Annotated in this window: 22 protein-coding genes; all 22 read right to left on the minus strand. The window is 45.1% G+C overall.

What is annotated here, in order from left to right; all coding sequences use genetic code 11:
* Positions 1-39 precede the first annotated feature (39 nt).
* A complete protein-coding gene (secY, locus tag AB4351_RS19745) occupies positions 40-1,374 on the minus strand; it encodes a preprotein translocase subunit SecY (RefSeq protein ID WP_004738781.1) in 1,335 nt (444 codons plus the stop codon).
* Positions 1,375-1,394: 20 nt separating this feature from the next.
* Positions 1,395-1,829, minus strand: coding sequence for a 50S ribosomal protein L15 (gene rplO, locus AB4351_RS19750; protein WP_004736758.1), 435 nt, complete (start codon positions 1,827-1,829; stop codon positions 1,395-1,397).
* Positions 1,830-1,834: 5 nt separating this feature from the next.
* Positions 1,835-2,011 (minus strand): 50S ribosomal protein L30, encoded by a 177-nt coding sequence (gene rpmD / locus AB4351_RS19755; protein WP_004736756.1) that lies wholly within the window; start codon positions 2,009-2,011, stop codon positions 1,835-1,837.
* A gap of 7 nt (positions 2,012-2,018) precedes the next feature.
* The gene (rpsE, locus tag AB4351_RS19760) at positions 2,019-2,519 is read right to left on the minus strand and encodes a 30S ribosomal protein S5 (protein WP_017061307.1); all 501 of its coding nucleotides are present in this window, start codon (positions 2,517-2,519) and stop codon (positions 2,019-2,021) included.
* Between the two features lie 14 nt (positions 2,520-2,533).
* Positions 2,534-2,887, minus strand: coding sequence for a 50S ribosomal protein L18 (rplR, locus tag AB4351_RS19765; protein WP_004738784.1), 354 nt, complete (start codon positions 2,885-2,887; stop codon positions 2,534-2,536).
* 9 nt (positions 2,888-2,896) lie between these two features.
* Complete coding sequence (gene rplF, locus AB4351_RS19770; RefSeq protein ID WP_017063712.1) at positions 2,897-3,430, minus strand: 50S ribosomal protein L6; 534 nt, start codon at positions 3,428-3,430, stop codon at positions 2,897-2,899.
* A gap of 10 nt (positions 3,431-3,440) precedes the next feature.
* Positions 3,441-3,833 carry a 30S ribosomal protein S8 gene (rpsH, locus tag AB4351_RS19775; RefSeq protein WP_017061309.1) on the minus strand — a complete coding sequence of 131 codons (393 nt, stop codon included), beginning with the start codon at positions 3,831-3,833 and terminating at the stop codon, positions 3,441-3,443.
* Between the two features lie 29 nt (positions 3,834-3,862).
* Positions 3,863-4,168 (minus strand): 30S ribosomal protein S14, encoded by a 306-nt coding sequence (gene rpsN, locus AB4351_RS19780; RefSeq protein ID WP_004738789.1) that lies wholly within the window; start codon positions 4,166-4,168, stop codon positions 3,863-3,865.
* 16 nt (positions 4,169-4,184) lie between these two features.
* On the minus strand, positions 4,185-4,724 hold the full coding sequence (rplE, locus tag AB4351_RS19785; protein WP_004738790.1) for a 50S ribosomal protein L5: 540 nt from the start codon (positions 4,722-4,724) through the stop codon (positions 4,185-4,187).
* Between the two features lie 24 nt (positions 4,725-4,748).
* The gene (gene rplX / locus AB4351_RS19790; RefSeq protein ID WP_004738792.1) at positions 4,749-5,066 is read right to left on the minus strand and encodes a 50S ribosomal protein L24; all 318 of its coding nucleotides are present in this window, start codon (positions 5,064-5,066) and stop codon (positions 4,749-4,751) included.
* 11 nt (positions 5,067-5,077) lie between these two features.
* Positions 5,078-5,449 (minus strand): 50S ribosomal protein L14, encoded by a 372-nt coding sequence (gene rplN, locus AB4351_RS19795; protein ID WP_004736740.1) that lies wholly within the window; start codon positions 5,447-5,449, stop codon positions 5,078-5,080.
* 162 nt (positions 5,450-5,611) lie between these two features.
* Positions 5,612-5,866 carry a 30S ribosomal protein S17 gene (gene rpsQ / locus AB4351_RS19800; protein WP_004736739.1) on the minus strand — a complete coding sequence of 85 codons (255 nt, stop codon included), beginning with the start codon at positions 5,864-5,866 and terminating at the stop codon, positions 5,612-5,614.
* Positions 5,866-6,057: a 50S ribosomal protein L29 gene (rpmC, locus tag AB4351_RS19805; protein WP_004736737.1), complete on the minus strand. Its 192-nt coding sequence runs from the start codon at positions 6,055-6,057 to the stop codon at positions 5,866-5,868. The genes rpsQ and rpmC overlap by 1 nt, the downstream gene beginning before the upstream one ends.
* Positions 6,057-6,467 carry a 50S ribosomal protein L16 gene (rplP, locus tag AB4351_RS19810; protein ID WP_004736736.1) on the minus strand — a complete coding sequence of 137 codons (411 nt, stop codon included), beginning with the start codon at positions 6,465-6,467 and terminating at the stop codon, positions 6,057-6,059. The genes rpmC and rplP overlap by 1 nt, the downstream gene beginning before the upstream one ends.
* A gap of 11 nt (positions 6,468-6,478) precedes the next feature.
* Entirely contained in the window at positions 6,479-7,177 is a 699-nt protein-coding gene (rpsC, locus tag AB4351_RS19815; RefSeq protein ID WP_004736734.1) for a 30S ribosomal protein S3, read from the minus strand.
* An 18-nt stretch (positions 7,178-7,195) separates the two neighbouring features.
* Complete coding sequence (gene rplV, locus AB4351_RS19820) at positions 7,196-7,528, minus strand: 50S ribosomal protein L22 (protein WP_004736732.1); 333 nt, start codon at positions 7,526-7,528, stop codon at positions 7,196-7,198.
* 10 nt (positions 7,529-7,538) lie between these two features.
* Positions 7,539-7,817: a 30S ribosomal protein S19 gene (gene rpsS / locus AB4351_RS19825; RefSeq protein WP_004736729.1), complete on the minus strand. Its 279-nt coding sequence runs from the start codon at positions 7,815-7,817 to the stop codon at positions 7,539-7,541.
* Between the two features lie 19 nt (positions 7,818-7,836).
* On the minus strand, positions 7,837-8,661 hold the full coding sequence (rplB, locus tag AB4351_RS19830; RefSeq protein WP_010435149.1) for a 50S ribosomal protein L2: 825 nt from the start codon (positions 8,659-8,661) through the stop codon (positions 7,837-7,839).
* A gap of 14 nt (positions 8,662-8,675) precedes the next feature.
* Positions 8,676-8,978, minus strand: a complete 303-nt coding sequence (rplW, locus tag AB4351_RS19835; protein WP_004736765.1) for a 50S ribosomal protein L23 — start codon at positions 8,976-8,978, stop codon at positions 8,676-8,678.
* Positions 8,975-9,577 carry a 50S ribosomal protein L4 gene (gene rplD, locus AB4351_RS19840; protein ID WP_004738803.1) on the minus strand — a complete coding sequence of 201 codons (603 nt, stop codon included), beginning with the start codon at positions 9,575-9,577 and terminating at the stop codon, positions 8,975-8,977. Before rplD ends, rplW begins: the two co-directional genes overlap by 4 nt.
* Positions 9,578-9,593: 16 nt before the next feature.
* Complete coding sequence (gene rplC / locus AB4351_RS19845) at positions 9,594-10,223, minus strand: 50S ribosomal protein L3 (RefSeq protein WP_004736763.1); 630 nt, start codon at positions 10,221-10,223, stop codon at positions 9,594-9,596.
* A 14-nt stretch (positions 10,224-10,237) separates the two neighbouring features.
* A complete protein-coding gene (rpsJ, locus tag AB4351_RS19850; protein WP_004736761.1) occupies positions 10,238-10,549 on the minus strand; it encodes a 30S ribosomal protein S10 in 312 nt (103 codons plus the stop codon).
* Positions 10,550-11,022 lie beyond the last annotated feature (473 nt).

Raw genomic sequence — 11,022 nt, forward strand, 5'->3', positions numbered from 1 at the left:
CTAAACTCCGTAAATGGAATCGAAATTGTTACCACCGAATTAACGGCCGTAACCCTTCAGATTCGCTTTCTTTAACACAGAATCATACTGTTGTGACATCAGATGAGTCTGTACCTGTGCCATGAAATCCATGATAACTACCACTACGATTAGTAGTGATGTGCCGCCAAAGTAGAAACGAACGTTCCACGCGACCATCATGAACTCAGGAATCAGACATATAAAAGTAATGTATAGAGCGCCCGCAAGGGTTAGTCTAGTCATCACTTTATCGATATATTTCGCTGTCTGCTCACCTGGGCGGATACCGGGTACGAATGCACCAGACTTCTTCAAGTTATCAGCTGTTTCACGTGGGTTAAACACCAACGCTGTATAGAAGAAACAGAAGAAGATTATAGCTGCTGCATAAAGCATTACATACAAAGGTTGACCTGGGCTAAGAGCTAATGACACGTCAGTTAACCAACCGAACGCGCTGCTTTCACCATTTTGACCAAACCACTGCGCTAATGTTCCTGGGAACAAAATAATACTTGATGCGAAAATCGCTGGAATAACACCTGCCATATTAATCTTAAGAGGCAAGTGAGAGCTTTGTGCTGCAAAAACTTTACGACCTTGTTGACGTTTCGCATAGTTAACGACGATACGACGTTGACCACGTTCCATGAAAACTACGAAGTAAATAACAGCAAAAGACAATACAGCAATCAACAGCAGAAGAAGCACATGCAATTCACCTTGACGCGCTTGCTCGATTGTTTGACCGATTGCAGAAGGCAATCCAGCAACAATACCTGCAAAAATCAGAATGGAAATACCATTACCGATTCCTCGCTCAGTGATTTGTTCACCTAACCACATTAAGAACATGGTACCAGTTACTAAACTCACGGTAGCAATAAGCGTAAACATGGTTTGGTTGATAACAACCAGATTGTCGACCATGTTTGGTAAGCCTGTTGCGATACCAATAGCTTGGAATGTTGCAAGTACAAGCGTGCCGTAGCGTGTATATTGGCTTATCTTACGACGGCCTGCTTCACCCTCTTTCTTGAGTTCCGCTAACGCTGGATGAACTACAGTTAGCAATTGGACTACGATCGATGCCGAAATGTACGGCATGATACCCAATGCTAATATAGATGCACGCTCAAGAGCACCACCGGAGAACATGTTAAACATTTCTACGATGGTACCTTTTTGCTGATCGAACAAATCGGCAAGTACAGCTGCGTCAATACCAGGGATCGGCACAAAAGAGCCGGCTCGGAATACTAAAAGTGCACCAATTACGAATAATAAGCGCGACTTTAGTTCACTTAAGCCGCTCTGAGCACTACGAAAATCTTGTCCTGGTTTCTTAGCCATCTGTACCTCGTTCCTCGAGATTATTCCTCGATTTTACCGCCTGCAGCTTCGATTGCAGCTTTAGCGCCTTTAGTCACGCGTAGACCTTTAACAGTCACAGCTTTGCTTAGGTCACCAGAAAGAACGATCTTAACAAACTCGATGTTCTTAGTGATAACGTTAGCAGCTTTAAGGCTGTTAAGATCAACTACGTCACCTGTTACTTTCGCTAGCTCAGCTAGACGAACTTCAGCAGACACTAGGCTCTTACGAGAAGTGAAACCGAATTTAGGTAGACGTTGTTTTAGAGGCATTTGACCGCCTTCAAAACCTGGACGAACAGAGCCGCCAGAACGTGACTTTTGACCTTTGTGACCGCGGCCACCTGTTTTACCAAGGCCAGAACCGATACCACGACCTACACGCTTCTTAGAAGGTTTAGAGCCAGCAGCCGGTGATAGAGTATTCAAACGCATTCTGATTACTCCTCAATCTTAACCATGTAGTAAACCTTGTTGATCATACCGCGTACGCACGGTGTATCTTCAAGTTCTACTGTATGGTTGATGCGACGAAGACCTAGACCTTTAAGACACGCTTTGTGCTTAGGTAGGCGACCAATTGAGCTTTTAGTTTGAGTTACTTTAATAGTTGCCATCGTGTGCTTACTCCGAAATAGATTCAACAGTTAGACCACGTTTAGCAGCAACCATTTCTGGTGACTTAACGTCTACTAGAGCACCAATCGTTGCACGAACGATGTTGATCGGGTTCGTTGAACCGTATGCTTTAGAAAGTACGTTATGTACGCCCGCAACTTCAAGTACAGCACGCATTGCACCGCCGGCAATAACACCTGTACCTTCTGCAGCTGGCTGCATGTAAACTTTAGAGCCCGAATGACGACCTTTCACCGGGTGGTGAAGAGTGCCTTCGTTAAGCGATACTGTAACCATGTTACGGCGCGCTTTTTCCATTGCTTTTTGAATCGCAGCAGGTACTTCACGAGCTTTGCCGTAACCGAAACCTACGCGACCGTTACCGTCACCAACTACTGTTAGTGCAGTAAAGCTCATGATTCGACCACCTTTAACCGTCTTAGATACACGGTTAACTGCGATCAGCTTTTCTTGCAAATCATTAGCTTGTTGTTGTTCTTTAGCCATCTTCCAACCCTACCTTAGAATTTCAGACCAGCTTCGCGAGCAGATTCTGCTAGCGCCGCTACTCGACCGTGGTATTGGAAACCAGAACGATCAAATGCAACTGAAGCTACGCCTTTTTCAAGAGCGCGCTCAGCAACAGCTTTACCAACTGCTTTAGCTGCATCAACGTTACCAGTGTTCTTAACTTGCTCACGGATCGCTTTTTCTACAGTAGAAGCAGCTGCGATAACCTCAGAGCCGTTTGCCGCGATAACTTGTGCGTAAACATGGCGAGGAGTACGGTGTACTACCAGGCGAGTTGCACCAAGTTCTGCAATCTTACGACGTGCACGTGTAGCACGACGGATGCGAGATGCTTTCTTATCCATAGTGATACCTTACTTCTTCTTAGCTTCTTTAGTACGCACATTTTCATCTGCGTAACGAACACCTTTGCCTTTGTAAGGCTCAGGAGCACGGTAAGAACGAATGTCAGCCGCAACTTGACCTACTACTTGCTTATCGCAACCAGTAATGATGATCTCAGTTTGGCTAGGGCACTCAGCTTTAATACCTTCAGGTAGAGCGTGCTCTACTGGGTGAGAAAAACCAAGAGTTAGAGCTACAGAGTTGCCTTTCATAGCAGCACGGTAACCAACACCCTTAAGAGTTAGCTTCTTAGTGAAGCCCTCAGTAACACCCACAACCATGTTATTAACTAGAGCGCGAGCTGTACCAGCTTGTGCCCATGCGTTAGTAACACCTTCTTTCGGACCGAAAGTTAGGTTGGTTTCTTCCTGTGCAATAACTACGGCGCTGTTAAGAACGCGAGTAAGCTCACCTTTGCTACCTTTTACAGTAACTTCTTGGCCGTTTAGTTTCACCTCTACGCCAGCTGGAATAGCGACAGGTGCTTTAGCAACACGAGACATAATCTACTCCTTAAGCTACGTAACAGATGATTTCACCGCCAAGACCTGCTTTACGAGCAGCACGGTCAGACATCAGACCCTTGGAAGTAGAAACAACTGCAATACCAAGACCACCCATCACTGTAGGTAAAGAGTCTTTATTTTTATAAACTCTTAGACCAGGACGTGATACACGCTTGATTTGCTCGATTACAGGTTTAGCTTGGAAGTACTTAAGAGTAACTTCTAGCTCAGGTTTTGCTTCGCTGTTAACAGCGAAGTCTACGATGTAACCTTCAGCTTTAAGTAATGCAGCAATTGCAACTTTAAGCTTTGAAGAAGGCATTTTTACAGCAACTTTGTTTGCTGCCTGACCGTTACGAACTCGGGTCAGCATATCCGAAATCGGATCTTGCATGCTCATAAGATTTACTCCAAATGATTAAGTGGCAATTACCAGCTAGCCTTACGAAGACCCGGAATCTCGCCTTTCATGCAAGCTTCACGAACCTTAATGCGGCTTAGACCGAATTTACGTAGGTAACCGTGTGGACGACCAGTTTGGTTGCAACGGTTGCGCTGACGTGATGCACTTGAATCACGTGGAAGAGATTGCAGTTTAAGAACCGCATTCCAACGATCTTCTTCAGATGCGTTTACATCGCTAATGATAACTTTTAGCGCAGAACGCTTTTCAGCGAACTTAGCTACTAGTTTTGCACGTTTAGCTTCACGTGCTTTCATTGATTGTTTAGCCATAACAGTAACCCTACCCTTACTTACGGAATGGGAAGTTAAAGGCAGCCAGCAGAGCTCGGCCTTCCTCATCGGAACCCGCAGAAGTCGTGATAGTGATATCAAGACCGCGGACACGATCGACTTTATCGTAGTCGATTTCCGGAAAGATGATTTGCTCGCGAACGCCCATGCTGTAGTTACCGCGACCGTCAAAAGACTTAGCGCTAACACCACGGAAATCACGTACACGTGGAAGTGCGATAGAGATTAAACGCTCTAAAAATTCCCACATGCGCTCACCACGCAAGGTTACTTTACAACCAATTGGGTAGCCTTCACGAATTTTGAAACCAGCTACAGATTTACGCGCTTTAGTGATAAGTGGCTTTTGACCAGAGATCGTTGCCATATCAGCTGCTGCGTTTTCTAGCAGTTTCTTATCGTTGATTGCTTCACCAACGCCCATATTTAGGGTGATTTTCTCAATCCTAGGGACTTGCATGACGCTTGTGTAGCTGAACTCTTTGGTAAGCTCAGCGACTACAGACGACTTGTAGTAATCATGCAGTTTCGCCATAGTAGAACTCCAAATTACTTCTAATTAGTTAGAAACAGTTTCGCCGTTAGATTTGAAGAAACGAACTTTCTTGCCATCTTCGATACGGAAACCGATACGGTCTGCTTTACCAGTAGCCGCGTTAAAAACAGCAACGTTAGAAGCATCAATAGCTGCTTCTTGTTCAACGATGCCACCTTGTTGACCTAGAGCCGGAACCGGCTTTTGGTGTTTCTTAACAAGGTTGATGCCTTCAACGATAACTTTACCAGTTGTCAGAACCTTAGTTACTTTACCTTTCTTGCCTTTATCTTTACCAGCAAGAATGATTACTTCGTCATTACGACGGATTTTAGCTGCCATATTGCCGCTCCTTACAGAACTTCAGGTGCTAGTGATACAATCTTCATGAATTTCGCGTTACGAAGTTCACGAGTCACAGGACCAAAGATACGTGTGCCGACTGGTTGCTCAGTAGTGTCATTTAACAATACACAAGCATTACTGTCGAAGCGAATGACAGAACCGTCTGGGCGACGAACGCCTTTACGGGTGCGCACTACTACCGCCTTCAGAACATCACCTTTCTTTACTTTACCGCGAGGAATCGCTTCCTTCACTGTAACCTTGATGACGTCACCGATATGTGCATAACGGCGGTGAGAGCCACCCAGAACCTTAATACACATTACCTTGCGCGCGCCAGAGTTATCTGCTGCGTCAAGTGTACTTTGCATCTGGATCATTGTTAGTGCTCCGCTAAATATTAAAACTAGACCCTCTCGGGTCGGGCTGCCTCTTTAAAAGGGACGCGAATTGTACCACCCTTTTTTTAAATTGGGTAGACAAAAAACAAGCGGCTCCAAAAAATTATTTGGAGCCGCTTATAAGTTATAGAATTACAAAGATTAAATCTTCGCTTTTTCTAGAACTTTAACCAATGTCCAAGACTTAGTCTTAGACAGAGGACGACACTCAGCGATTTCAACTTTGTCGCCTAGGCCACAAGTGTTGTCTTCGTCGTGTGCGTGTACTTTAGTCGTGCGTTTGATGAACTTACCGTAAATTGGGTGTTTTACAGTGCGCTCAATAGCAACAACGATAGACTTGTCCATCTTGTCACTTACTACACGGCCTTGCTGGATGCGGTTAGTTTCGCTCATTATGCGCCTGCCTTTTCAGTCAAAACAGTTTTCACACGTGCGATGTCACGGCGTACAGCTTTTAGAGTATGAGTTTGCTGTAGTTGACCAGTTGCAGCTTGCATGCGCAAGTTGAACTGTTCACGTAGCAAATTCAATAGCTCAGCGTTAAGCTCTTCAACGTTCTTTTCGCGTAGATCTTGTGCTTTCATCACATCACCTGCTTAGTTACAAAAGTAGTTTTAACAGGCAGTTTACGTGCCGCTAGGCGGAACGCTTCACGTGCCAACTCTTCAGGTACGCCATTCATCTCGTACATAACTTTGCCTGGTTGGATTTGAGCAACCCAGTACGCAACTGAACCTTTACCTTTACCTTGACGAACTTCAAGAGGCTTTTCAGTAATTGGCTTGTCTGGGAATACACGAATCCAGATTTGACCTTGACGCTTAATGTGACGTGTCATAGCACGACGTGCCGCTTCGATTTGACGTGCAGTCAGACGACCACGGCCAACAGCTTTAAGACCGAATTCGCCGAAGCTTACTTCAGTACCTTTAGCTAGACCACGGTTACGACCAGTCATAACCTTGCGGAACTTAGTACGTTTTGGTTGTAGCATCGTTCGACTCCTTACTTACGGCCTTTACGCTGCTTCTTAGGCTTATCGCCTTTTGGCTCTACTGCGTTAGCAGCTGGCATACCGCCTAGAATCTCACCTTTGAAGATCCAAACTTTAATGCCGATCACACCGTATTGAGTGTGAGCCGAAGAAGTTGCGTAATCAATGTCTGCACGTAGAGTGTGTAGAGGCACACGGCCTTCACGGTACCACTCAGAACGTGCGATTTCAGCACCGCCAAGACGGCCGCCTACTTGTACTTTGATGCCTTTAGCGCCTAGACGCATAGCATTTTGTACCGCACGCTTCATTGCACGACGGAACATAACACGACGCTCTAGTTGAGACGCGATGCTATCAGCTACAAGCTGACCATCTAGCTCAGGCTTACGTACTTCAGCGATGTTAATTTGCGCTGGTACACCTGCGATTTTAGCTACAGCTGCGCGTAGCTTCTCTACGTCTTCACCTTTCTTACCGATAACAACGCCAGGACGAGCAGTGTGAATAGTCACACGGATGCTCTTAGCTGGACGCTCGATAACGATACGAGATAATGATGCTTTTTGTAGTTCCTTTGTAAGGAACTGACGTACCTTGAAGTCGCCGTCTAGGTTGTCAGCGAATTCGTTGGTATTAGCAAACCATGTAGCATTCCAAGGCTTAACGATGCCAAGACGAATACCATTAGGATGTACTTTCTGACCCATTGCTTACTCTCCTAGTCTTTAGCGATCTGCTACAACAATAGTGATGTGGCTTGAACGCTTCAAGATACGATCCGCACGACCTTTAGCACGAGGCATAATACGCTTCATGATAGGGCCCTCATCTACGAAGATTTTAGCGACATTTAGATCGTCGATATCTGCACCTTCGTTATGTTCCGCGTTAGCGATAGCTGACTCAAGAACCTTCTTAACTAATACAGCAGCTTTTTTGTTGCTGAAAGTTAGAATTTCTAGAGCTTGGTCTACCGACTTGCCGCGAATTTGGTCTGCAACTAAGCGAGCTTTCTGTGGAGAAATACGAGCAAAGTTATGTTTAGCTAAAGCTTCCATCATCTACTCCTTATTTCTTCTTAGCTTTCTTATCTGCAGCATGACCGCGATAAGTACGAGTTGGTGCAAATTCGCCCAGTTTGTGACCGATCATTTCTTCGGTAACGAAAACTGGAACGTGCTGACGACCATTATGGACAGCGATGGTCAAACCAATCATTGTTGGGATGATCATTGAGCGACGGGACCAAGTCTTAATAGGCTTTTTGTCTCCGCTTTCCACCGCTTTCTCTACCTTCTTCAGCAAGTGTAGGTCAATAAAAGGACCTTTCTTGAGAGAACGTGGCATGGCGATTCCTCTTTATAAATTATTTAGTGCGACGACGTACGATGTACTTGTCAGTGCGCTTGTTCTTACGAGTCTTGAAGCCCTTAGTAGGAACGCCCCAAGGAGAAACTGGGTGACGACCACCAGATGTGCGGCCTTCACCACCACCATGTGGGTGATCCACCGGGTTCATTACTACACCACGTACGGTTGGACGTACGCCGCGCCAGCGTGAAGCACCAGCTTTACCAAGTTCACGTAGCATATGCTCAGAGTTACCAACTTCACCGATCGTTGCACGACCTTCAGAAAGAACTTTGCGCATCTCACCAGAACGTAGACGGATAGTTACGTATGCACCATCGCGAGCGATGATTTGAGCATAAGCACCAGCCGAACGAGCTAGTTGAGCACCTTTACCAGGCTTAAGTTCAACACAGTGTACAGTAGAACCTACTGGGATGTTGCGCATCGGCAGAGTGTTACCTGCTTTGATTGCAGCATCTACGCCAGATTGAATCTGGTCGCCTGCGTTAACACCTTTAGGTGCAATGATGTAACGACGCTCACCGTCTGCGTACAGAACTAGAGCGATGTTAGCACTACGGTTTGGATCGTATTCTAGACGCTCAACTTTCGCTGGGATGCCATCTTTAGTACGTTTGAAGTCAATTACACGGTAATGGTGCTTATGACCACCACCGATGTGACGTACTGTAATACGACCGTTGTTGTTACGACCACCGTTCTTAGAGTTTTTCTCTAGAAGTGGTGCGTATGGCTTACCCTTGTGTAGGTCAGCGTTAACAACTTTAACGACGTGACGACGACCAGGGGAAGTCGGCTTACATTTAACAATAGCCATTTTTACTACTCCTGTTATTCCGCGCCGCCAACGAAGTCAAGATCTTGACCTTCTTTCAAAGTAACGTAGGCTTTCTTAACGTCTGAACGACGGCCTTCACGCATACCTTGACGTTTGGTCTTACCCTTTAATACAAGAGTATTTACAGACTTAACTTCAACTTCAAATAGCTTTTCTACAGCTGCTTTGATCTCTTTCTTAGTTGCATCTTTAGCTACTTTGAAAACGATAGTGTTCGCTTTCTCAGCTGCCATAGTTGCTTTTTCAGAGATGTGCGGAGCACGTAGAACTTTTAAGATACGCTCTTCAGTGATCATGCTAGCATCTCCTCAACTTGCTTAACTGCGTCAGCAGTCATTAGAACCTTGTCGAAAGCGATTAGTGATACTGGATCAACACCAGCAACATCACGTGCATCTACTTTGTATAGGTTACGAGCAGCTAAGAATAGATTTTCATCTACTTCGCCAGTCACAATCAGAACGTCGCTTAGCTCAAGCTCTTTAAGCTTAGCTACAAGTTCTTTTGTTTTTGGTGCTTCTACAGAGAAGTTATCAACAACGATTAAACGCTCTTGACGAACTAGCTCAGAAAGAATGCTCTTCATAGCACCGCGGTACATTTTTTTGTTTACTTTTTGGCTGTGATCTTGTGGTTTCGCAGCAAAAGTAACACCACCTGTACGCCAGATTGGGCTACGAATTGTACCAGCACGTGCGCGGCCAGTACCTTTTTGACGCCATGGCTTAGCGCCACCGCCAGATACTTCAGAACGAGTCTTTTGAGCACGAGTACCTTGACGAGCACCTGCTGCATATGCAACAACTACTTGGTGTACAAGAGCTTCGTTGAAGTCACGTCCGAAAGTAGTCTCGGAAACAGTTAGTGCATCAGCACCTTTAACCATCAATTCCATTACTTACTCCTAGACGTTATGCTTTAACAGCAGGTTTTACGATCACGTTTCCGCCTGTTGAGCCCGGTACTGCACCTTTAATAAGGAGTAGATTGCGCTCAGCGTCAACACGTACGATCTCTAGGTTTTGAGTCGTTACACGCTCAGCACCCATGTGACCTGCCATTTTCTTGCCTTTAAACACGCGGCCTGGAGTTTGACATTGGCCAATTGAACCCGGTGCGCGGTGAGACAAAGAGTTACCGTGAGTCATATCTTGAGTAGAGAAGTTCCAACGCTTGATAGCGCCTTGGAAGCCTTTACCTTTAGATGTACCAGTAACGTCTACTTTTTTAATTTCGTTGAAAAGTTCTACGTTTAGCTCAGCGCCAACTTCAAACTCTTCGCCGTTTTCTAAACGGAATTCCCAAAGACCGCGACCTGCTTCTACACCCGCTTTCGCGAAGTGACCAGCTTCAGGTTTAGTTACACGGTTAGCTTTCTTAGCACCAGTAGTTACTTGGATTGCTGCGTAGCCATCAGTCTCAAGAGTTTTAACTTGAGAAATACGGTTCGCTTCAACCTCAACAACAGTTACTGGGATAGAAACGCCTTCTTCAGTAAATACGCGGGTCATACCCACTTTACGTCCGACTAGACCAATCATTATTCTTATCTCCCTTAACCTAGGCTGATTTGAACATCAACGCCAGCTGCAAGATCAAGACGCATTAGAGCATCAACAGTTTTATCTGTTGGCTCAACGATGTCGATCAAACGCTTGTGAGTACGGATTTCGTACTGATCACGTGCATCTTTGTTGACGTGTGGAGAGGTAAGAACAGTGAAACGCTCTTTACGAGTAGGAAGTGGAATAGGACCACGAACCTGTGCGCCAGTACGTTTTGCTGTTTCAACGATTTCCGCAGTTGAAGCATCGATTAGCTTGTAATCAAACGCTTTAAGGCGGATACGAATACGTTGGTTCTGCATGAGACAGAGCTCCAATTATTAAAAATTACACAAACAATATCGCCACTCAAACCCGATAAAACGAGAGAATGCCGATTGATTTATGTGAAACCGTAGCACCCAAAATTAGGACGCATTGTCAGTTAACTTTTGAAGTAAACAAGAAGTTTACTATTTTTATTAACCGCGAACATAAGCTGAGTATACATTACTAGGTAAGACCTACTCCTCAGTGCTCATTGGTTCACAACCAGCGTTAGCCAGTGCGATGCATTATACAGATCACACTTTAGTATGCAAGTAGTGTTGGAAAAATAATCGCAATTTATTGGAAGTTGGTTTTGTATCGAGAGGGAAGAAGATAGATGGAAGGTAATATTTCTTTTGAGAAAACAAAAGGGAAGCCGAAGCTCCCCTTTTCAGATGCGTGCTCTTCTAATGAAGAGAGTGCAAAAATCTAAATGCTATTAAGCGAAGATTTTAGCTACAACACC

The sequence above is a fragment of the Vibrio sp. 10N.261.51.F11 genome, assembly GCF_041471665.1.
Classification (GTDB): Bacteria; Pseudomonadota; Gammaproteobacteria; order Enterobacterales; family Vibrionaceae; genus Vibrio; species Vibrio crassostreae_C.

Coding starts and splice junctions, on each gene's coding strand:
- secY (WP_004738781.1), bottom strand. CDS start 1,374: ATGGCTAAGAAACCAGGACAAGATTTTCGTAGTGCTCAGAGCGGCTTA.
- rplO (WP_004736758.1), bottom strand. CDS start 1,829: ATGCGTTTGAATACTCTATCACCGGCTGCTGGCTCTAAACCTTCTAAG.
- rpmD (WP_004736756.1), bottom strand. CDS start 2,011: ATGGCAACTATTAAAGTAACTCAAACTAAAAGCTCAATTGGTCGCCTA.
- rpsE (WP_017061307.1), bottom strand. CDS start 2,519: ATGGCTAAAGAACAACAACAAGCTAATGATTTGCAAGAAAAGCTGATC.
- rplR (WP_004738784.1), bottom strand. CDS start 2,887: ATGGATAAGAAAGCATCTCGCATCCGTCGTGCTACACGTGCACGTCGT.
- rplF (WP_017063712.1), bottom strand. CDS start 3,430: ATGTCTCGTGTTGCTAAAGCACCTGTCGCTATTCCAGCTGGCGTAGAG.
- rpsH (WP_017061309.1), bottom strand. CDS start 3,833: ATGAGCATGCAAGATCCGATTTCGGATATGCTGACCCGAGTTCGTAAC.
- rpsN (WP_004738789.1), bottom strand. CDS start 4,168: ATGGCTAAACAATCAATGAAAGCACGTGAAGCTAAACGTGCAAAACTA.
- rplE (WP_004738790.1), bottom strand. CDS start 4,724: ATGGCGAAACTGCATGATTACTACAAGTCGTCTGTAGTCGCTGAGCTT.
- rplX (WP_004738792.1), bottom strand. CDS start 5,066: ATGGCAGCTAAAATCCGTCGTAATGACGAAGTAATCATTCTTGCTGGT.
- rplN (WP_004736740.1), bottom strand. CDS start 5,449: ATGATCCAGATGCAAAGTACACTTGACGCAGCAGATAACTCTGGCGCG.
- rpsQ (WP_004736739.1), bottom strand. CDS start 5,866: ATGAGCGAAACTAACCGCATCCAGCAAGGCCGTGTAGTAAGTGACAAG.
- rpmC (WP_004736737.1), bottom strand. CDS start 6,057: ATGAAAGCACAAGATCTACGCGAAAAGAACGTTGAAGAGCTTAACGCT.
- rplP (WP_004736736.1), bottom strand. CDS start 6,467: ATGCTACAACCAAAACGTACTAAGTTCCGCAAGGTTATGACTGGTCGT.
- rpsC (WP_004736734.1), bottom strand. CDS start 7,177: ATGGGTCAGAAAGTACATCCTAATGGTATTCGTCTTGGCATCGTTAAG.
- rplV (WP_004736732.1), bottom strand. CDS start 7,528: ATGGAAGCTTTAGCTAAACATAACTTTGCTCGTATTTCTCCACAGAAA.
- rpsS (WP_004736729.1), bottom strand. CDS start 7,817: ATGCCACGTTCTCTCAAGAAAGGTCCTTTTATTGACCTACACTTGCTG.
- rplB (WP_010435149.1), bottom strand. CDS start 8,661: ATGGCTATTGTTAAATGTAAGCCGACTTCCCCTGGTCGTCGTCACGTC.
- rplW (WP_004736765.1), bottom strand. CDS start 8,978: ATGATCACTGAAGAGCGTATCTTAAAAGTTCTACGTGCTCCGCACATC.
- rplD (WP_004738803.1), bottom strand. CDS start 9,577: ATGGAATTGATGGTTAAAGGTGCTGATGCACTAACTGTTTCCGAGACT.
- rplC (WP_004736763.1), bottom strand. CDS start 10,223: ATGATTGGTCTAGTCGGACGTAAAGTGGGTATGACCCGCGTATTTACT.
- rpsJ (WP_004736761.1), bottom strand. CDS start 10,549: ATGCAGAACCAACGTATTCGTATCCGCCTTAAAGCGTTTGATTACAAG.